Source organism: Pseudobutyrivibrio sp. LB2011 (assembly GCF_000701765.1).
In the GTDB taxonomy this organism is placed as follows: Bacteria; Bacillota; Clostridia; order Lachnospirales; family Lachnospiraceae; genus Pseudobutyrivibrio; species Pseudobutyrivibrio ruminis.
Genome location: NZ_JNJS01000001.1, coordinates 476182 through 498077, shown reverse-complemented (window position 1 = coordinate 498077; position 21896 = coordinate 476182). Strand labels below are relative to the sequence as shown.

Annotated in this window: 18 protein-coding genes; all 18 read right to left on the bottom strand. The window is 38.9% G+C overall.

Going from position 1 to position 21896, the window contains the following annotated elements:
* Nucleotide 1: 1 nt before the first annotated feature.
* The 18 genes from T375_RS02250 to T375_RS02165 all read right to left on the bottom strand — a co-directional run bounded on the left by T375_RS02250 (nt 2) and on the right by T375_RS02165 (nt 21747).
* The gene (locus T375_RS02250) at nt 2-1306 is read right to left on the bottom strand and encodes a pyrimidine-nucleoside phosphorylase (RefSeq protein WP_044934342.1); all 1305 of its coding nucleotides are present in this window, start codon (nt 1304-1306) and stop codon (nt 2-4) included.
* Nucleotides 1307-1333: 27 nt separating this feature from the next.
* On the bottom strand, nt 1334-1813 hold the full coding sequence (gene rlmH / locus T375_RS02245; RefSeq protein WP_044934340.1) for a 23S rRNA (pseudouridine(1915)-N(3))-methyltransferase RlmH: 480 nt from the start codon (nt 1811-1813) through the stop codon (nt 1334-1336).
* A 179-nt stretch (nt 1814-1992) separates the two neighbouring features.
* Complete coding sequence (locus tag T375_RS02240) at nt 1993-2967, bottom strand: tetratricopeptide repeat protein (protein WP_044934339.1); 975 nt, start codon at nt 2965-2967, stop codon at nt 1993-1995.
* 1 nt (nt 2968) lies between these two features.
* Nucleotides 2969-4639 (bottom strand): formate--tetrahydrofolate ligase, encoded by a 1671-nt coding sequence (locus T375_RS02235; protein ID WP_044934337.1) that lies wholly within the window; start codon nt 4637-4639, stop codon nt 2969-2971.
* A gap of 16 nt (nt 4640-4655) precedes the next feature.
* Entirely contained in the window at nt 4656-7415 is a 2760-nt protein-coding gene (locus T375_RS02230) for an FtsK/SpoIIIE family DNA translocase (RefSeq protein WP_049960247.1), read from the bottom strand.
* A 63-nt stretch (nt 7416-7478) separates the two neighbouring features.
* A complete protein-coding gene (locus T375_RS02225) occupies nt 7479-8927 on the bottom strand; it encodes a glycogen synthase (RefSeq protein WP_044934336.1) in 1449 nt (482 codons plus the stop codon).
* Between the two features lie 24 nt (nt 8928-8951).
* Nucleotides 8952-9680 carry a YebC/PmpR family DNA-binding transcriptional regulator gene (locus T375_RS02220; protein WP_033154067.1) on the bottom strand — a complete coding sequence of 243 codons (729 nt, stop codon included), beginning with the start codon at nt 9678-9680 and terminating at the stop codon, nt 8952-8954.
* A 59-nt stretch (nt 9681-9739) separates the two neighbouring features.
* Entirely contained in the window at nt 9740-10543 is an 804-nt protein-coding gene (locus tag T375_RS02215) for a hemolysin family protein (protein WP_242839251.1), read from the bottom strand.
* Nucleotides 10544-10729: 186 nt separating this feature from the next.
* Nucleotides 10730-11488, bottom strand: a complete 759-nt coding sequence (locus T375_RS02210; protein ID WP_049960246.1) for a hypothetical protein — start codon at nt 11486-11488, stop codon at nt 10730-10732.
* Between the two features lie 10 nt (nt 11489-11498).
* Nucleotides 11499-12125 carry a redox-sensing transcriptional repressor Rex gene (locus T375_RS02205; RefSeq protein WP_033154065.1) on the bottom strand — a complete coding sequence of 209 codons (627 nt, stop codon included), beginning with the start codon at nt 12123-12125 and terminating at the stop codon, nt 11499-11501.
* An 89-nt stretch (nt 12126-12214) separates the two neighbouring features.
* On the bottom strand, nt 12215-14128 hold the full coding sequence (gene abc-f, locus T375_RS02200; RefSeq protein ID WP_044934334.1) for a ribosomal protection-like ABC-F family protein: 1914 nt from the start codon (nt 14126-14128) through the stop codon (nt 12215-12217).
* A 56-nt stretch (nt 14129-14184) separates the two neighbouring features.
* Nucleotides 14185-16266, bottom strand: a complete 2082-nt coding sequence (locus T375_RS02195) for a polyribonucleotide nucleotidyltransferase (RefSeq protein ID WP_044934332.1) — start codon at nt 16264-16266, stop codon at nt 14185-14187.
* Between the two features lie 156 nt (nt 16267-16422).
* Nucleotides 16423-16689, bottom strand: a complete 267-nt coding sequence (gene rpsO / locus T375_RS02190) for a 30S ribosomal protein S15 (protein ID WP_028247035.1) — start codon at nt 16687-16689, stop codon at nt 16423-16425.
* Between the two features lie 150 nt (nt 16690-16839).
* The gene (locus T375_RS02185) at nt 16840-17445 is read right to left on the bottom strand and encodes a DUF4340 domain-containing protein (protein ID WP_044934329.1); all 606 of its coding nucleotides are present in this window, start codon (nt 17443-17445) and stop codon (nt 16840-16842) included.
* A gap of 92 nt (nt 17446-17537) precedes the next feature.
* Nucleotides 17538-18812, bottom strand: coding sequence for an adenylosuccinate synthase (locus T375_RS02180; protein ID WP_044934328.1), 1275 nt, complete (start codon nt 18810-18812; stop codon nt 17538-17540).
* Between the two features lie 26 nt (nt 18813-18838).
* Complete coding sequence (locus T375_RS02175; RefSeq protein WP_044934325.1) at nt 18839-19711, bottom strand: DegV family protein; 873 nt, start codon at nt 19709-19711, stop codon at nt 18839-18841.
* A 91-nt stretch (nt 19712-19802) separates the two neighbouring features.
* Nucleotides 19803-21437 (bottom strand): chaperonin GroEL, encoded by a 1635-nt coding sequence (gene groL / locus T375_RS02170; RefSeq protein ID WP_044934323.1) that lies wholly within the window; start codon nt 21435-21437, stop codon nt 19803-19805.
* A gap of 25 nt (nt 21438-21462) precedes the next feature.
* Entirely contained in the window at nt 21463-21747 is a 285-nt protein-coding gene (locus T375_RS02165) for a co-chaperone GroES (protein WP_033154058.1), read from the bottom strand.
* Nucleotides 21748-21896 lie beyond the last annotated feature (149 nt).

Below are 21896 nucleotides of genomic sequence, written 5' to 3'. Positions count from 1 at the left end.
TTTATTCAACAATATCGATAATCAAGTCCATGTGGTTACATTTTTCTGGAGCAATAACTGTAGCTGAGTTAATCATCTCCATAGCATTTTTGATTTTGCTCTCATCATTTGAATGGATATAGCAGATAGGCTCGCCCTTTTTGATTTCATCCCCAACCTTTTTGTTAAGAACAATACCAACAGCCATATCAATGACATCCTCAAATGTCTCGCGACCTCCGCCAAGAGACATAGAAGCAAGACCAAATGCCTCTGCTTTCAATGCGTGAACATATCCATCAGACTGAGCCTCAACTGGCACTACATATTTAGCAGGCTCAAATTTACTAATATCAGTAGCAAAGCTTGAATCGCCACCTTGCGCCTGAATGAACTCAACAAATTTGTTAAATGCACTACCATCTGCTACTGCATTTTCCATAAGCTTTCTAGCTTTAGCTTTATCAGTCTCAATTTCTGAGAAAACAATCATCTGAGAACCAAGCTCATAAACAACTTCCATTAAGTCCTCTGGACCATTTCCCTTTAGGGCATTGATTGCTTCAATAACTTCGAGATTGTTTCCTACTGCAAAACCAAGTGGCTCATCCATATTTGTAAGAACTGCAGCGATTTTCTTGTCTGCACGCTTACCAATATCAACCATAGATTTTGCAAGCTCTAATGCCTTTTCCTTTGTCTTCATGAAGGCGCCATCGCCAACTGTAACATCAAGAACGATAGCATCTGTGCCGGCAGCAAGCTTTTTAGACATGATAGAACCTGTGATAAGAGAAATCTCATCAACTGTAGCTGTAACATCTCTAAGTGCATAAAGCTTTTTATCTGCAGGAGCAAGATTTTTAGACTGACCAGTAACAGCTATTTTTATATTGTTTACCTGATTAATGAAGGCCTCCTCAGAAAGAGCTCCATTGAAACCAGGAAAAGCTTCAAGCTTATCGATTGTGCCGCCAGTATGGCCAAGGCCTCTACCACTCATCTTTGCAACAGGCACACCAATAGATGCGATAATTGGTCCAAGGACAAGTGTAACCTTGTCGCCAACACCACCAGTAGAGTGTTTATCAATTTTAACACCGTCGATTGAAGACAAATCAAGAATATCTCCAGAATCACGCATAGCCATAGTAAGATCATAGCGTTCTCTAACATTCATGCCTCTAAAATAGATAGCCATAAGAAGTGCAGAAATCTGATAATCTGGTATCTCGCCATTTGTATATCCATTAACAATATGATAAATCTCCTGGGTAGAAAGCTCCTCTCCAAGTTTCTTTTTTTCAATTAAGTCGTACATTCTCATAGTAACAAAACCCCTTATATTTATTGCCTATTTGTGATAAGGCTCGTTATTCATAATTCGCATTCCCCGATATATCTGCTCAAGTAAAACCACACGCATTAATTGATGAGGGAAAGTCATCTCAGAAAAAGAAATTTGATAATCACTACGCTTCATAACTTCATCAGAAAGCCCCAAAGAACCACCTATAACGAAAGCTATACTGCTGTGTCCAGAGATTCCAAGATTCTCTATATATTTAGAAAAAGCAACAGAATCCAGTTGCTTTCCAAGTATTGCAAGGGCAATAACAAAATCTTTTTCTTTAATGTGCTTTAAAATTCTTTCGCCTTCTTTGGATTTTACAAGTGATATTTCAGTATCAGATGCATTCTCTGATGTCTTTTCATCAGAGACCTCTATTATCTCTAAATTGCAGTATTTCGAGAGCCTCTTTGAGTACTCTGAAATTGCATCTCTAAAGAATTTTTCTTTGATTTTACCTACGCATAGAATTTTAACATTCATAGGTTATATTTTAGCCCATTTGAATGATTTAGACAACATAAAAGACACGCCTGCGGTGACGTGTCTTTCAAAGGGAGAATAATGTTATGAAAAATGTATCTCTTAATGAGATGATGTAATGATACTAATTAATTATGTAAAAAATTCGGAAATCTTGTGAACATTCTGTTAAACATAAATTAGTTAGTAACATCAATTGTCACATCCTCTCCCGTACTGTCTTCTGGTTCCTCAACTTCAGGGTAAGTAATAGTGTATGTAGCACTAACAATATCAGAGTATTCTCCTGCATCATTTTGTGCTACAGCCTTTATTTCTGTAGTCCCCTCAGTCAAAGGAATCGGTTTTGTGTATTGTTTGCCTGTTGTAATTGGACTTTTACCATTCAAGGTGTAAAAGATTTTATAATCTCCGCTAACAGTAATCTGGATAAGAAGGTCCTCTTCATAATTGCCACCAGCTAAATTGAATGTAGGTGCTGTTAGGAAATATGAATTAATCATCTCTGTAATTTCATCACTAGGTGATGTTTCCAGCAAAGCTGAAATTCCGTCCATATCACCATTTGCGTATAAAGCATTGAGAAGATATGTATATATCTTTTTATTGGTAGGATCACTATCTAGCGCAAGATAAAGCATCTCTATAGCGTCGTCATAATCCTTAACCATGTAATACATACGGCCCAAACCATAAATAACCTCGAATGATGTAGGGTCGATTTCATATGCCTCTTCATAGTAACCTAAAGCCTTTGCATATTGCTCATTAGATTCCGCATCCACTGCTTGATTCATAATATTGTCATAAGTATGCGCACCCATGTAAGGAATAAACATACAAACACCTATTATGGCAACAAGCAAGCACGCTACCAACAGAAATGCCTTTATCTTTTTGGTGAAAACTTTCGGCTCCGGCTTTGCTTGCTGCTGAGGCTTTGATGGTGTGTTTGCAGCAGGTGCTTCCTCTTGAATCTGATAAACACCTGTAGCAAACTTTTCATCCTTTGATTTATTTTTATCTTCTACAACTTTTGAAAGTAATTCTTCTTCTAAAACATTGTAATCAGGCACAAGCTGAATAGACTCCCCACAAGATGGGCAGTACATAAGACCATTTTCAATTTCAGCTCCACATTTTTTACATTTCATTTTAGAACAATCCTGTAATTACTCCATCGTCAGTAACATCGATATTGTTGGCTGCTGGCTGCTTTGGAAGGCCTGGCATTGTCATAATGCTTCCTGTTACAGCAACTACAAAGCCTGCGCCAGCTGAAGCATATACTTCGCGAACATTTAAAGTGAAATCTGTAGGACGGCCAAGCTTAGTAGCATCATCAGATAATGAATACTGAGTCTTTGCCATACATACTGGGAAATCTCCCATTCCAAGTTCTTCTATTCTCTTTAATTCGCGTTCAGCTGCAGCTGAGTATGCCACATCCTTTGCGCCGTAAATCTCTGTTGCAACGGTTTTAATTTTATCTTTAAGTGAAAGTGAATCATCGTAAAGTGGCTTGAAATTACTTTCTTTATTTTCTAGAACATAAAGAACCTTCTTTGCAAGCTCTACGCCACCTTGTCCACCTTTCTCCCAAACCTCAGAAAGTGCAAATTCGCATCCACGAGACTCGCAGAATTCTCTAACAAAGTTAGTTTCTGCTTCAGTATCGGTAATAAATGAGTTGAGAGTAACCACTACTGGTACATTATATTTCTGAAGGTTTTCAATATGCTTTTCAAGGTTAACAATACCCTTCTTTAAAGCATCTAAGTTTTCTGTAGTAAGCTCTGTTTTAGGAACACCACCATTATATTTTAAAGCACGAACAGTTGCTACTAAAACAACAGCATCAGGCTTCAAACCTGCCATTCTACATTTAATATCAAAGAACTTTTCAGCACCAAGATCAGCACCGAAACCAGCCTCAGTGATTGTGATATCAGCAAGCTTCATAGAAGCCTTTGTAGCTCTAACAGAGTTGCATCCATGTGCGATATTTGCAAATGGGCCACCATGAACAATAGCTGGTGTGTGCTCAAGTGTCTGAATCATATTTGGCTTTAAGGCATCCTTAAGCAAGGCGGCCATAGCGCCTGTAGCCTGTAAATCATTAGCAGTAACAGGCTTTCCGTCAAAACTATAAGCAACAATGATTCTTCCAAGTCGCTCTTTCAAATCTTTCATATCGTTTGCAAGGCAAAGAATAGCCATGATTTCAGAGGCTACTGTAATAACAAAATGATCCTCTCGAACCATTCCATCTGCCTTTGCTCCAAGACCTACGACAATATTTCTAAGGGCTCTGTCATTCATATCAAGACATCGTTTCCATACAATCTGTCTAGGATCAATTCCTAGTGAATTACCCTGCTGAATGTGATTATCAAGCATAGCTGCAAGCAAATTATTTGCAGATGTAATAGCATGAAAATCACCAGTAAAGTGAAGGTTCAAGTCTTCCATCGGAACAACCTGAGCATATCCACCACCTGCGGCACCACCTTTGATACCAAAGCAAGGTCCAAGTGAAGGCTCTCTAAGGGCAAGACACGCCTTCTTACCAAGAACTCCCATTGCCTCACCTAAACCAACAGAAGTTGTTGTTTTGCCTTCTCCGGCTGGTGTTGGATTGATTGCAGTTACAAGCACAAGCTTGCCGTCTTTATTACCCTGAATTTCGGATAACAATTCATCGGATAATTTAGCCTTATATTTTCCATAAAACTCTAAATCATCCTCCCTGATATCAAGTGAAGCTGCTACCTCCTTGATATTGACCATTTGTGCTTCCTGAGCGATTTGAATGTCTGACTTCATTTGAAATGACTCCCTTTTAATTTGCTTTTATTAGTTCTTCAAACTCTGAAATGGACATGCGTATTTCTCTAGGTTTAGTACCCATTTCAGGACCAACAACGCCTGCTTCCGCAAGCTGATCCATGATACGTGCCGCCCTATTAAACCCTATCCTAAAGTTTCTTTGAAGATAGCCAATAGAACCCTTTTGATTTTCTATAACAAGACGACCTGCTTCATTGAATAGTTGATCTCTAGAATTATCAGGTTCTCCAGAGATTGACACTGAACCAGATCCAGTCTCAGAGTTTTGAATTTGAGCCTCTATATTCGAATCGTATTCTGCATTTTCGTTATTATTTTTAAGGAAATCAACTACTGCACTTACTTCATCATCACTGACAAAGGCACCCTGTACACGAATAGGCTTAGAAAGATTTTGTGGAGCATAAAGCATATCACCATTTCCAAGCAAATCCTCAGCACCATTCATATCAAGAATAACTCGTGAATCTGTGCCTGATGAAACAGAGAAAGCAATTCTTGAAGGAACATTAGCCTTGATAAGACCAGTAATAACATTAACAGTAGGCTTTTGAGTAGCGATAATCAAGTGAATACCTGCTGCTCTGGCAAGCTGAGCCAATCTAACAATTGAATCTTCTACATCAGCTGCGGCAACCATCATAAGGTCCGCAACCTCATCCAGAATAATAACAAGCTGTGACATTCTCACACGCTTTTCCTCTGGTATAGACTCAGGCAATGCATCAGAATCAACCTTTTCGTTGAATCCTTCGATATTACGCACTCCTGCCGCTGCCAAAAGCTCGTATCTATCTGTCATTTCCTTTACAGCCCAATGAAGAGCTCCTGCCGCCTTTTTAGCGTCAGTAATAACAGGTAAAAGAAGGTGAGGAATTCCATTGTATACAGAAAGCTCTACCATCTTTGGATCAACCATTATCATCTTAACCTCATCAGGTGTGGCATGATAAAGAATACTCATGATGATGGTATTAATACATACTGATTTACCAGAACCTGTAGCACCTGCAATAAGAAGGTGAGGCATCTTTTCAATATTTCCAACAACTACGCTACCAGAAATATCCTTTCCAACGCAGAAGGAAATCTTTGACTTAGCATTCTTGAATTCTTTCGAAGATACAAGCTCTTTGAAAGAAACCATTGTCTTTTCTTTATTTGGAACCTCAATACCAATAGCAGATTTGCCAGGAATTGGAGCTTCTATACGAACGTCGGTAACAGCCATATTAAGCTTAATATCATCTGAAAGGTTTACAACCTTTGATACTCTAGTACCCTCTGCGATTTCAAGCTCATAACGAGTAACTGATGGTCCTAAAGTAACCTCAGTAACATTAGCCTGAACACCAAAATTGCCAAGTGTACGCTGTAGCTTTCCAGCCATCTCCTGAAGATACTCTCTAGAATCTCCTGCGCCCTTCTTAGCATCCTTAAGTAATGAAATAGGTGGAAGCTTAAATGGCTTCTTAGGTTTCTTTTTATCTGATTCAATAGAAGCTCTGAGAGACTCTGAAGAATCTTCGATTTCTGCCTGAGTAGAAGCCGATGGCTTAGGCTTTCTAGTGGAAGCCACTGGTTCCATAACTGCTTCTGGCTCTGGTGTAGGCTCTGGAGCAGGTGTTGGAGCTGGAGTATTAATAACAGGCTCCACTGGCTTAGTTGCAACAGAAACCTTTGGCTCAACCACTACTGGTTGCTCAGACTCAATAAATGTAGCTGTTTCGTTTGTAGCCACAAGAGGTGTAACATTCTTGAAAGAATGTGTGCTCTTAGACTTTTTATCTCCGGAACGAAGGCGATGTCTACTTGTATTTGTAATTTCTACATCAGACTCTCCTTCAGCCATGTTTATCTTGATTTCGTTAACACCATCAGCAGACAATGATGCCTCTGAGAAATCTGGCATAAGTGTTGTGTTGGTAGTAACACCAGAATGCTTTCTCTCTCTTCTTGAACCACCCTTTTGATTCATCTGCTCAAGTTCAAGAGCTTTTTCCTCGTTAATTTTATCAATAATAGCCTGACGGTCAGAATTATATCTGGTCTGATTTGCTTCACGCTCCATAAGCTGACGTTCTCTTCTAGCACGTCTTTTAGCAGCTGCCCTATCAGCATGATATCTAGATGATTGCTGCACTCTATCGAAAGCGAAACGCTCAATAATGATGATTGTAGAAACAACCATTGCGATAATGTCTATTAAGTATGCTCCAAACAAACCGAAGCTATCATATATTCCAAAAACGATGGCGCCTCCCAAAAGGCCACCACCATTGTGGTTATCCCTTGAATATTCAAATGTAGAAAGTGGTCCTAATACATCCTGCCCATGGATGATAAGCTCCACAAATACGCTAATAAATATAAGTAAAACAGAACCTGCAATAACCTTTGCTACTGCTACCTTGTTACCATAGTTTGAAATAATGAAAAATGCAGAAAAAGCAACCATAAAAGGCAAGATGAACTGAATAATGCCAAAAATACCAAATAAGAAATCGGCAATGGCATTACCTACAACTCCTCCAAGCCCAAAATTGCTAATGCAAAGTAAAATGCACAGCACTAAAGAACCCCAAAGGATAATTTCCTTTGAAGAATCCTCGAAAAATGGGTCCTCAAACTCAACCTCCATAGAAGCCTTTTTAGCTCTTGTGGAAGTAGATTTGTTGTTGCTTTTTTTAGTAGTGTTTCTGCGGGAATTATTTGATTTTCTTTTAGAATTATTCGTCCCTTTTGTTGCCAATATATAACCTCTTACAATCAAAAGAGAATAGTCAAGCTATTCTCTTTTGTAAATTACTATTTGTTAACCTATCAAATAGTTGTAAATATTTTCGTATTTTTCTTTTTGTACAGCCCAAGAATAGTTCTTGTTCATGCCACGCTCAACCATTTTATTCCACTGAGTCTTTTTATCGAAAAATACAAACTTACTGTAATTTACAGTGTTAAGAAGCTCATCACCGTTGTAATTTGCAAACGAGAAGCCATCTCCTGTCTTTTTGTACTCATCAAAAGCTTCAACTGTATCGCTAAGACCACCAGTCTCACGAACAATTGGAACTGTGCCGTATCTAAATGAAATAAGCTGTGTCAAGCCACATGGCTCGAATCTTGAAGGCATCAAAAATGCGTCCGCTGCCGCATAAAGCTTGTGAGCAAGATTGTCGTCATAACAAATGTTAGCAGAAATCTTCTCAGGATACTTCCAAGCATAATGCCTGAACATATTCTCGTACTTTGACTCGCCTGTACCAATAACAACAAGCTGAGTAAAATCATCAACTATTCCTTCGATGCAATAATTGATAAGATCAAGGCCTTTTTGATCTGTAAGTCTAGAAATAAGGCCAATCATGTATTTCTTAGGGTCAACCTCAAGACCTAAATCAGCCTGAAGCTTAGCCTTATTAACCTTTTTGTTTTTACGGAATGTAGAAACATCAAAGTTTTTGTATATTTTAGAGTCCTTAGCAGGATCATATACATCGTTATCAATACCATTAACAATGCCCTGCATGTCATAGTGGCGAGCACGAAGCAAGCCATCTAGCCCCTCTCCATAGTATGGAGTCTGAATCTCGTCACAGTAGGTTGCAGAAACTGTTGTGATATAGTCTGCATAAACAAGACCACCTTTAAGCATATTTCCGCATTTTTTGTATTCAAGCTTATCTGGAGTAAATAAATTCATGGACAAGCCCGAAATACCAGCTACTGTCTTAGTGTCCCACATGCCCTGGAACTTAAGGTTGTGAATAGTCATGACTGATTTCATTCCCCAGAAGAACTGGTCTCCCTGGAAATCATTCTTTAAATAAACAGGAATAAAGCCTGTCTGCCAATCATGACAATGAATAAGATTTGGCTGGAATCCGATAAGTGGAAGCATTGATAAAACAGCCTTATCAAAGAATATAAACTTTTCAAGATCCCATCTATCCTCAGAATAAGGATAGAAACAATCGAAATAATCATGATTATCGATGAAGTAGTAAGTAACCCCATCTAACTCATATTCAAAAACGCCAACATATCTAGTACCTACAAGTGGTCCCATGTTCATTTGGAAGCTAGTTAAAAACTTGAAGTCCTTCTTGTATTTCTCTGGAATAAATGTGTAGTATGGCAAAACCACCCTTACATCAAAGTACTCCTTTGAGAATTCCTTAGGAAGTGCTCCACAAACATCTGCCAATCCGCCGGTTTTGACAAATGGTACGCACTCGCTGGCAGCGAAAAGTATCTTATTCATAATTATAAACCCCTCAATTTTTATTTATTCATTCCAGTTGTGATATACGTTCTGAACATCATCGTCATCATCAAGAAGATCAAGAATCTTGTTGATTTTGTAGAGATCCTGCTCATCTGTAAGATCAACATATGTCTGAGGAATCATTGTAACCTCAGCATCAGCCATAGGAATGTTTTCAGCCTCAAGAGCTTCTCTAACTGCTGAGAAATCCTCTGGAGCTGTATAGATTTCGAAGCAATCCTCTTCCTCAGAGAAATCTTCTGCACCTGCATCAAGTGCAATCATCATAAGATCATCAGCTTCCATAGAGCAATCCTCTTTAGAAACGATAATCTGACCCTTATTATCAAACATGAAAGAAACGCAACCTGGTGTACCGATGCTTCCGCCGCCCTTTGTAAATGCTGAACGAACGTTAGCAGCTGTACGGTTACGGTTGTCTGTAAGACAGTCAACGATAATAGCTGTACCGTTAGGACCATATCCTTCGTATGTAACAGACTCGTAATTTACAGCATCTGCGTTACCAGCAGCCTTCTTGATACCATTTTCAATTGTTGCATTTGGTACGTTGTTAGCCTTAGCCTTAGCGATAACATCACGAAGCTTAGAATTATTATTAGGGTCTGGGCCGCCTTCCTTAACTGCTACAGCGATCTCACGACCAATTATTGTAAAAATCTTACCCTTTGCAGCATCATTCTTTTCTTTTTTGTGCTTAATATTTGCGAACTTTGAATGTCCTGACATAAAATTATTTACCTCTTTTCTATTCTAAATCTCAAAAAATTATAACAAATCACGGCCTTTTATTCAACGTGCCTTTTGCGTCTAACATATACGCTATCTATGACTTTATCGGATACATTTTTAATATAAAAAACGTAATTATCATCCTCCAAAGTAAAGGAACTGCCATCCTCAGGAATCTTGCCATTTAAGGAAATCAAATAGCCATTGAGAGTTTCATAATCATCAGATAACTTTGTACCAAGAATTTCTTCAACCTCTTCAAGAGAAGTTCCTCCATCCATCACAAAAGAATCCTCTGTCTTAACCTCTATAGAGTTTTCTTCCTCATCATGCTCATCCTCAATATTTCCAACGATTTCCTCAAGAATATCCTCCATGGAAAGTAAGCCGGAAACCTGTCCATATTCATCAACTACGATAACCATATGGCGCTTTTTGGACTGCATTTTAGCAAATAAAGTATTGATTCCATGTGTTTCTGGAACGAACTCAGCCACTGACATAAGTTCATGTAAATCCTTAACTTTCACATTATCAATATCCTTATCATAGTATGTGAGTAGATCCTTTATATGTAAAATGCCAATGATATTGTCTAAATCCTCAATATAAACCGGATAACGGCTCATATTATTCTCATTTATAAAATTTATAGCCTCTCGCAAGGTACTATCACCATTCACCGCAACGATGCTTTTTCGATGAGTCATGATATCCTTTGCATCGGTATCGGAAAACTCAAAGATATTCTGTATCATAGCTGCTTCGGAGGCCAAAATATTGCCATCCTCGTGCCCCTCATTTACAAGAGAAATAACATCTTCCTCGGTAATATTTTCTTGCTTAGACCTTCTGTACAAAATAATTAGCCCTATTGCTTCAATAACAACAATAGCCAATAAAAAAATAATTAAATAGGGATTGGACCCGTCTTCCATAAATACTCCTTTCTCGAAATACGTAAATTATCACACTAATAATGATACCATATATATAAGAAAAAGACTAAACATTATAGTGTTTAGTCTTTTAAAAAACAGTGAATTCTATTCGTCTGCGGAAGACTCTGCTTCCTCTGTATCTTCTTTTGATTCTTTGGAAACTGCCTCCAAATCAACTTCTTCAAGCTGGATATCAGATAAGTCTGTTTTGTCGTTTTCATCCTGCTTGTCTGAAGGTGTTTTAACAGGTTCGCCCTTGTCGTCGATTGTTCCGATATAGAAATCCCCATTCTGCATATCAAACAGATTTAGCACTTCCATACCAAAAACATCATGCATATATGAATAAATCTCTTTATTGTTAATCTCACGATTATGCTTGCGAATAACGTTTTTCTTAAGCTGAACCCTGACATCCTTAATCCAGTTAGTGATTTCCTCAGCTTCTGTGGAATTAGTGCGAAGTTTGTCATAGCAATAATCCATAGTAGCCAACATCAATTCTCGATTAACATCATCTGTCTGCTGTGGAAGCTCGCTAAGCTCGTCTTCATTTGACTGAATACGTTCTTTGCATTCTTCCAAAAGTCTTTTATCATCATCCAACTTCTTAGAAACTAAATCTGAAGTTCCTTCCATATTGGACATGACTGAAGCCATCAAGTTTTCTTTGACTTTCTTAAGATCCTTAAGTTCCTTTTTAAGCTCAGCCTCACGTTTCAGTAAGTCATTTTCCTGCTTTTCAAGCTCTTTAACCTGTTCTGGCTTTCCACCTAAAGCAAAAAGTCTATGCCATTTCTGATCCAAAATAAGCATAGGGACCTTGATTTTGGAAATGGCAGTTGTAAAATCCCTGTCCGCCATATACATTCACCTACTTCTGTTGAGTAATGTTATAAGAAAGTTGCATCAAACTATCTGATAAATGAACATTCTCTATAATAACATCAGGAATATCATCTAAATCAACGTGAGCAAAGTTCCAAATTGCATGAACACCAAGAGAAACAAGCTTTAAAGCTGTAGATCTGGCGTTTGACTTTGGCAATGTCAAAGCTGCAATCTCAACATCATTATGCTTAATGAATTCTGGAAGCTCATCAAGCATCTGAACAGGAATGTCTCTAACCAACTTTCCTTTAAGCTCAGGATTAACATCGAATAATCCAATAATTTTGAAGCCTACACGCTCAAATTTAACATAACCTGCAATAGCCTGGCCTAAGTTACCAGCGCCAATAACGATAACATTATGTGTTTCGTTAACTCCCAAGATATTTCCGATTTCATCATGTAAATATGCAACATTATATCCATAACCCTGCTGGCCAAAACCACCAAAGTTGTTAAGATCCTGTCTAATCTGAGATGCTGTAACATGCATTCTCTTGCTTAAATCATTTGATGAAATTCTTTCAACACCATCGTCTAAAAGTTCGCCCAAATATCTGTAGTACCTAGGAAGTCTTCTGATGACTGCTTGTGAAATCTGTTTATCCAAACCATATACCTCCTAATTACAATTTTCAATCTTAATTATAAAATCACACAAAAACTATGTCAAGATTTTAACAAAGACTTAATAAATGCTTAAGATAAACTTAACTCCTCCCACTGAGAATATAAATCTTCCAGTTTTGAATCTATTTCATTCTGTTCTGCAGTTAATTCGTTGAGTTTTGCAGAATTTGTCATATTCTCTGGCTTTAAGAATTCGTCTTGAATCTTTGCCTTTTTTTCTTCTAGTTTTTCTATCTCTTCTTCGATTTTTGAGATTTTGTTTTGAAGCTTTCTCTTTTCTGCCTCAATTCTCTTTTGTTCTTTAAAATCAAGCTTTGCTGCTGTAGCGTTAGAATCTGCTACAGATTCCTGGGTTGAAACAACATTTGCTGCAGAAAGTTGTTCCTTCTTTGCAATATAATCATCGTAATTGCCAAGGTACTTTGTAAAATGACCATCTGAAAGTTCAAGAATCATATTTGCAGTACGGTTAACAAAATATCTATCGTGACTTACATAAAGCAAAGTTCCATCATATTCGTTAAGTGCTTCCTCGAGCATTTCTTTCGAATCCATATCAAGATGGTTTGTAGGCTCATCAAGGATTAAAAGATTAGACTTAGAAAGCATAAGCTTTGCAAGAGAAACACGTCCTCGCTCTCCACCGGATAACTCGCTAATGCGTTTAAAAACATCATCCTCTGTAAACATAAATGCAGCTAATGTGTTTCTAACCTGTGTCTCTGTAAGATATGGATAAGCGTCATGAAGCTCACTGAAGATAGTGTTTGACTCAGTAAGTCCTTGCTGCTCCTGGTCATAATATCCAACAGTAACATTTGCCCCAAAGCGAATCTCTCCTGATTCAAAATCTGTAAGGCCATTGATACACTTAAGGATTGTAGTCTTTCCTGTACCATTATCACCTAAAATGGCAATTCTATCCCCTTTGTGAACCTCAAATGATAAGTCTGAAAAGATATTTTTATCATCATATGATTTTGTCACATGAGAAAAATCTAAAACATCCTTGCCACTTTCCTTTTCCACCTCAAGGGTAAGTCGCATTCTAGGCATATCCTTATCAGGGGCATCCATAATATCAATCTTATCAAGCATTTTCTTTCTGCTTTCAGCTCTTTTAATGGATTTTTCCCTGTTGAAGGATTGAAGCTTTTCTATAACAGCTTTCTGGTGTTCTATTTCCTTTTGCTGCTTTTCATAGCTGCGCTCATATGTGAGCTGATATAAAGCCTTTTGCTCAGAAAAAGCTGTATAATTTCCTGTATATACACTAGTGCGTCCGTAGGATAAATCAACAACATGATCTACAATTTTATCAAGGAAATATCGATCATGAGCAACAATTACAACTGCGCCTTTATATGAAGATAAATATCCTTCCAACCACACGATTGAATTCAAATCCAAATGGTTTATAGGCTCGTCTAATAGAAGCAAATCTGGTGATGATGCAAGAAGACGTCCCAAACTAACTCGCGTCTTCTGACCACCAGAAAGCTCATTCATGCTTTTATTTAAATCATCCCCTTCAAAACCAAGGCCTTTCAATATGCCTACAGCTTCCGAACGGAATGTATATCCACCTAATAAATCAAATTGATGCTGTAACTTATGATAACTTTCCATAAATGTCGCAGCATCTTTACTATCAAGGTTTGACATCTCCATTTCCATGTCTGAAAGACGTTTTTCCATGGAAAGCAAATCTTCACGTGCACTAAGTACTGTATCTAAAATGCTACTACCGAAAGAATCTTCCTGATACTGAGCCAGATAGCCCATAGTAGCATCTTTTTTAAGAGTAACTTCGCCACTGTCCGCTGGTAAATCTCCAACTATTATTTTCAATAGCGTAGACTTTCCCGTTCCGTTGTTACCAACGATAGCTACTTTAGAACCCTCATCTACTGTAAAAGTGGCATCTTTTATAATGCCATCTTCACCAAATGATTTAAAAATATGCGAAACATTAAGTAACATAGTTTTTCCTTAAAAAATGCGCCTGACTAATGTCAGGCGCCAAATAAAATCTAATTTTACTGAACATCCTTAATAGAGAAGCTGATGCGTCCCATCTTGTCCTTGCCAAGGCATACAACCTTAACAGTATCACCAAGAGTAAGAACATCTTCTACTCTGTCAATTCTTTCCTTAGCAATCTTAGAAATGTGAACCATTCCTTCCTTGCCTGGAGCGAACTCGATAAATGCACCGAATTCCTTGATGCTTACAACTTTACCTGTGAGGATCTGACCCTGCTCAAAATCAGTTGTAATGATTTCAATCATTCTCTTAGCCTCATCCATCTTTGCAGCATCTGTACCACAGATTGAAACGTTTCCGTCATCTGTAATATCAATCTTAACATCACATCTAGCAATGATTTCGTTGATTGTCTTACCACGCTGACCAACAACATCACCGATCTTTTCTGGATCAATTGAAAGCTGGATAATCTTTGGAGCATACTCGCCAACTTCCTTACGTGGCTCAGCGATTGCCTTGCTCATGCAGTTGTCCATGATGAAGAATCTAGCCTCACGGCAACGAGCGATAGCACCCTCAACGATTGGACGTGTAAGACCGTGAATCTTGATATCCATCTGGATAGCTGTGATACCTTCTTTTGTACCTGTAACCTTGAAGTCCATATCGCCGAAGAAATCTTCAAGACCCTGGATATCTGTAAGAAGAACGAAATCGTCATCTGTATCGCCTGTAACAAGACCACAAGAAATACCTGCAACCATAGCCTTGATAGGTACACCAGCTGCCATAAGTGACATACATGAAGCACATGTTGAAGCCATTGATGTAGAACCGTTTGACTCGAATGTCTCAGATACAGCACGAATTGCATATGGGAATTCTTCTGGTGTAGGAAGTACTGGAAGAAGTGCTCTCTCTGCAAGTGCACCGTGTCCAATTTCTCTACGTCCTGGTCCTCTAGAAGGCTTTGTCTCACCTACTGAGTATGCAGGGAAGTTATAGTGATGCATGTATCTCTTCTCAGTAACGAAAGCATCAAGACCGTCGATCTTCTGAGCCTCTGAAAGAGGAGCAAGAGTTACAACATCGCAAATCTGTGTTTGTCCACGAGTGAACATAGATGAACCATGAACACGTGGAATAATATCTACTTCTGCAGCAAGTGGACGAATCTGTGTGATCTCACGACCATCTGGACGCTTGTGATCCTTAAGAATCATCTTACGTACTGTCTTTTTCTCGTACTGGTAAATTGCCTCACCAAGAACAGCAAGCCATTCTTCGTTATCAGCAAATGCTTCTTCAAGACGCTCAGTGATCTGACGGATATTCTCCTCACGAACCTGCTTCTCGTCTGTGAATACAGCACCTTCCATCTCCTCAGGAGTAACGATTTCCTTCATCTTTGCGAAGAGCTCCTCAGGAATTGCGCATGATGTGTACTCATGCTTTGGCTTACCGCATTCCTTAACCATCTCATCGATGAATGCGATAACTGTCTGGTTAACATCATGACACTTGTAGATAGCTTCAATCATCTTGTCCTCAGGGATGATGTTTGCGCCAGCTTCAATCATGATAACCTTTTCTCTTGTAGAAGCAACTGTAAGCTTAAGGTCACCCTTATCCCACTGCTCCTGTGAAGGGTTTACGATAAACTCTCCATCGATCATACCCATCTGTGTCATAGCGCAAGGGCCATCAAATGGGATATCTGAAATACATGTAGCAATAGCTGCACCGAGCATAGCAACAAGCTCAGGACGGCACTGTGGATCTACTGCCATAACCATGTTGTTAAGTGTTACGTCATTACGATAGTCCTTTGGGAAAAGTGGACGCATAGGTCTATCGATAACACGAGATGTAAGAACTGAGTTCTCAGATGCCTTACCCTCTCTCTTATTGAAACCACCAGGGATTTTACCAACAGCGTATGTCTTTTCTTCAAACTCAACAGAGAGTGGGAAGAAATCGATACCATCCCTAGGCTTGTCTGATGCAGTTGCAGTTGAAAGAACTGTAGTCTCACCATACTGAATAAATGCTGCTCCATTAGCCTGTGCAGCAACTCTGCCGATATCAACACGAAGTGTTCTACCAGCCAAATCCATTGTAAATGTCTTCATGGTTTTCTCCTTCAAATATTTTATTATTTAAGCATCAACCCGAAACTACTGAAAACGAAGAGTTATACTCTCCTAATTCAGTGGCTTCGGATCTTGCTTGAAATCGAAAAATAAATAAGAAAATGAGCGGAGTAAGCAATACTCCGCTCTTATAGATTACTTTCTTAAGCCAAGACGCTCAATGATTGAACGATATCTCTCAATGTCAGTATTCTTAAGGTATGCAAGAAGGTTTCTTCTCTTACCAACCATCTTCATCATACCACGACGTGAATGATGGTCACCTGGGTTAGCCTTAAGGTGCTCTGTGAGCTCAGAAATACGAGCTGTAAGAACAGCGATCTGAACCTCTGGAGAACCTGTGTCACCAGCTGTTCTAGCATACTCATTGATAATTGCCTGCTTCTTCTCTTTTGTAATCATTTTAACTACCTCCTAAAAACTTTTAATATGCCGTAACTAAGGAAAAGGTCGGAGTGTCCAAAACCTGAGTTACAGTAAATTTCGTACCGATATATAATAACACAGCTATAAAAATATGTAAACTATGTATAAATAGGCTTTTTTAAACTGTTACTGTATTAAATCTTCGATTGCATATTTATTAACGCCTCCTAATTTTCCACTATTTACATAAACAGTAGAAAAATCATAATTCAATGCAAAATAAATCTGTCCTGTTTCTTCATCAATTTTACCTAACGAAATAAATGTTGAATAGCCGTTTGCATCCTTAATAATGTACACAGGTGAATCCTGATTCAGGCCGTATTCATCGCCATTTCCGTCTTCATCCTCATTAGCAATGATGTCTACAAATCTAACATCTGTAATATAATTCAACAGCTTTTCTATTCTATCTTCGTTTATATCGATGCTAGGGTCATCTGTGTAAACCCAATCGTCTCCATCTCTTTCAAAAGTCAATAGAATATTATTACTATCAGTCATTTGAAAGCTATAAACTTCTTCATTATCAAGCAATATAACATTATCGCCTTCATCTTCTATTTCGCTGGCTTCATCCAATACTTCTGCCTGTTCATCTGAGCCATCAAGATTTTGTATCATTTTTGCTGGGTTTTTTGAATTAAAAGTAATAATCAAAACCACAATAAGCAAAACAATGGCCAGTACAAGAAATATGCCTTTATAATTCTTTGAAATAAACTTCTTCATCATTTCCTCCAAGAAAATATTCTTTATTTAGTATAACAAAAAAGTATTAACAAACAAAGAAGCCGGAGCCATAAGCTCCAGCTTCGAAATAATTATCTGTAGATGATATCGTCTCTTCCAGGACCATTTGAAACCATTGTGATTGGGAAGCCAATTTCCTTCTCAATGAACTCAATGTAGTTTCTGCAGTTCTCTGGGAGATCTTCGTATTTCTTAATTCCACGAATATCTGTCTTCCATCCTGGAAGTGTCTTAAGTACTGGCTTAGCCTTTTCAAGCTTGCTAGTAACTGGGAAATCTGTAGTAACCTCACCATCGATTTCATAGCCAACACATACAGGGATTTCATCAAGATATCCAAGTACATCAACAACTGTAAATGCTACATCTGTTGTACCCTGCATTCTACAGCCGTACTTTGAAGCAACACAGTCGAACCATCCCATACGACGTGGACGACCTGTAGTAGCACCGAACTCACCGCCATCGCCACCGCGACGTCTAAGCTCATCAGCTTCATCACCGAAGATTTCAGAAACAAATGCACCTGCACCAACAGCTGATGAATAAGCCTTACATACTGTAACAACCTGCTTTAACTCCTGAGCTGGGATACCAGCACCGATGCAACCGTATGGAGCAAGTGTTGATGAAGATGTAACCATTGGGTAAATACCATGGTCTGGATCCTTCAAAGTACCAAGCTGGCCTTCAAGAAGGATAGTTTTATTCTCTTTAAGTGCGTTCCAAAGGAATGCTGAAGTATCGCAAACATAAGGAGCAATCATATCGCGGTATTCATGTAATGTCTCAAGGAGCTCCTCTGGATTAAGGAGTGGCTTGTGATATAAATGCTCAAGAAGAACATTCTTCTGATCACATGTACGAACAACCTTTTCTTTTAAGAGCTCATCATCAAAAAGCTCCTGAACCTGATAACCGATTTTTGCGTATTTATCTGAGTAGAAAGGAGCAATACCGCTCTTTGTTGAACCGAAAGAAGCCTTTCCAAGACGTTCTTCCTCGTATTGATCAAAAAGGATGTGATATGGCATAACAATCTGTGCTCTATCAGACACAAGAATGCGAGGTGCTGGTACTCCTTTCTCTACAATAGAGTTAATCTCTTTGATAAGGATAGGAATATTCAATGCGACGCCATTTCCAATGATGCTAGTGGTGTGATTATAGAATACACCTGAAGGTAATGTGTGAAGCGCGAACTTACCATAGTTGTTTACGATAGTGTGTCCTGCGTTTGCACCACCCTGAAAACGAACAATGATATCAGCGTTCGCTGCCATCATGTCTGTAATCTTTCCTTTGCCTTCATCGCCCCAATTGGCACCTACAACTGCTTTAACCATAACAATCCTCCTAAATTACAATTAAATTAATTTATATCAATCAATTTCTTAGTCACTGTACAAGCAAGTGCGCCTGGTCCAATGTGACATGAAACTGAAAGTGATAACGGATCTATCCAGATTTCTTTGCCTGGGAATTCAGCTTCTAATTCTTCTTTAAATTTTTCTGCGGCTTCCTGATTCTGTGTGTGAGCTATAGAAATCACAACATCATCAAGATTGTCTGTATGAAGGACATTTTGCATATCCTTTTTTAATGCTTCAATCATTGTCTGCTTTGCAGCCTTAACTGTACGAGCCATTGAATACTTATCAAGCTTCTCTCCGTAGATTGAAAGTACAGGCTTAATCTTTAACAGTGAACCGATTGCAGCAACTGCTGGAGTAAGTCTTCCGCCCTTTTTAAGGTATTCTAGTGTATCTACTGTGATGTAGATGGTAGATAAAGACTTGATTTCCATAAGAGCATCACAGATTTCCTGTGCACTCTTCCCCATATCGGCAAGCTTTTTAGCTTCCAACGCTGAAAGCTTCTGTGTAACTGAGATACGCTGGTTATCTACAACTACAACCTTGCCATCGTAATCCTCTGCCAGCATCTTTGCTGTAGCGCAAGATGAAGATAAACCGCTAGACATAGGAATATAAACTATTTCATCATACTCTTTAAGAAGCTTATCCCATGTATCCATAAGATTTCCTGTGATAGGCATCGAAGTAGTAATCTCTCCGCCCTGTGTAAGCTTCTCATAGAACTGTTCCTGAGTTAAATCGATATCCTCGTAATATAACTCACCATCAATATAAAAAGGCATAGGTATAACAAAAACTCCATAGTCCTTGGCCTGTGCCTGTGTAATGCCACTATTGCTATCTGTAAGAATTGCAACTTTGCTCATAAATCACCTCAAAAAATACTCTGTGTTAAACAAAACACCGCTGATTATTCTAACATAATCAGCGGTGAAAAGAAACAACTAAAGCATAATTTTAGTACATGCCACCCATTCCACCTGCGGCAGCAGCGGCAGCTGCAGCATCAGCAGTAGGATCTTTAATATCTGCAACAACAGACTCTGTTGTAAGAAGTGTTGCAGCAACAGAAGCAGCATTCAAGAGAGCTGTTCTTGTAACCTTAACAGGATCAAGGATACCAGCCTTAACCATGTTTACATACTCTTCGTTGTAAGCATCGAAACCAATACCAACTTCTGACTCACGTACCTTGTTGATAATAACAGATCCTTCAAGACCTGCATTTGCAGCAATGTAGAATAATGGAGCTTCAAGAGCCTTAACGATAACGTTTGCACCTGTCTTCTCATCACCAGAAAGTGTATCAGCAAGAGCTGCAACTTCCTTCTGAACGTGGATGTAAGCAGATCCACCACCCTGGATGATACCTTCTTCTACAGCTGCACGTGTTGCATTAAGAGCATCTTCCATACGAAGCTTAGCTTCCTTCATTTCTGTTTCTGTAGCAGCACCTACACGGATAACTGCAACACCACCTGCAAGCTTAGCAAGTCTTTCCTGAAGCTTTTCTTTATCGAACTCTGATGTTGTCTCATCAATCTGTCCACGAATCTGAGATACACGAGCCTCGATTGCAGCCTTATCACCAAGACCATCAACGATAACTGTGTTCTCCTTGTTAACCTTTACAGACTTAGCACGACCAAGCTGCTCAAGAGTTGCATCCTTAAGCTCAAGACCAACTTCCTCAGAAATTACCTGGCCACCTGTAAGGATTGCGATATCCTGAAGCATTTCCTTACGTCTGTCACCATATCCTGGAGCCTTAACAGCAACAACGTTGAATGTTCCACGAAGCTTGTTAAGGATAAGTGTTGTAAGAGCCTCGCCCTCGATATCCTCAGCAATGATAAGAAGTCTAGCACCTGACTGAACAACCTGCTCAAGAAGTGGAAGGAGTTCCTGAATGTTAGAAATCTTTTTGTCTGTAATAAGAATATATGGATCATCAAGGTTTGCTTCCATCTTGTCCATGTCTGTGCACATGTAAGCTGAAATGTAACCTCTGTCAAACTGCATACCTTCTACAAGGTCAAGCTCTGTCTGCATTGTCTTTGATTCCTCGATTGTGATAACACCATCGTTAGAAACCTTTTCCATAGCGTCAGCTACCATCTGACCTACTTCATCATCACCAGCTGAAATTGCTGCAACACGAGCGATCTGCTCCTTGCCATCTACAGCCTTAGACATTTCAAGAATAGCCTTAACAGCACAATCTGTAGCCTTCTTCATACCCTTTCTGAGAACGATTGGGTTTGCACCAGCAGCAAGATTCTTCATACCTTCCTTTACCATAGCCTGTGCTAAAACTGTAGCTGTTGTAGTACCATCACCTGCTACATCGTTTGTCTTTGTAGCAACTTCCTTTACGAGCTGAGCACCCATGTTTTCGAATGCATCCTCAAGCTCAACATCCTTTGCGATTGTAACACCATCGTTAGTGATAAGTGGAGCACCGTAAGACTTTGCAAGAACAACGTTACGTCCCTTAGGTCCAATAGTAACTCTAACTGTATTTGCTAATTTATCTACGCCTGCCTCAAGAGCCTGTCTTGCTTCAGCGCCATACTTAATTTCTTTTGCCATAATAATCTACCTCTTTTCCTAAATATTATTCTACAACTGCAAGAATATCATTCTGACGAACGATAATGTACTCCTCGCCTTCAAGCTTAACTTCTGTACCAGCGTACTTTGAATATATAACCTTCTGGCCTTCCTTAACCTGCATTGTGATTTCCTTACCGTCAACAATTCCGCCAGGGCCAACAGCTATAACCATAGCTTCCTGTGGCTTCTCCTGTGCTGCAGATGCAAGAATAATACCAGACTTTGTAGTCTCTTCTGCTTCGCACTGCTTTAATACAACGCGATCTGTTAATGGAACTAATTTCATTTTATATTACCTCCTAATTTAAGTATCAAAATCATTTATTAGCACTCCATTCAGTCGAGTGCTAACCACAAAGAGTATAATAGGATTCTCTCGAATCAGTTGCAAGCAATTAAGGTTAGTAGTTTTCGAAAGAATCCTATAGAAAGCTC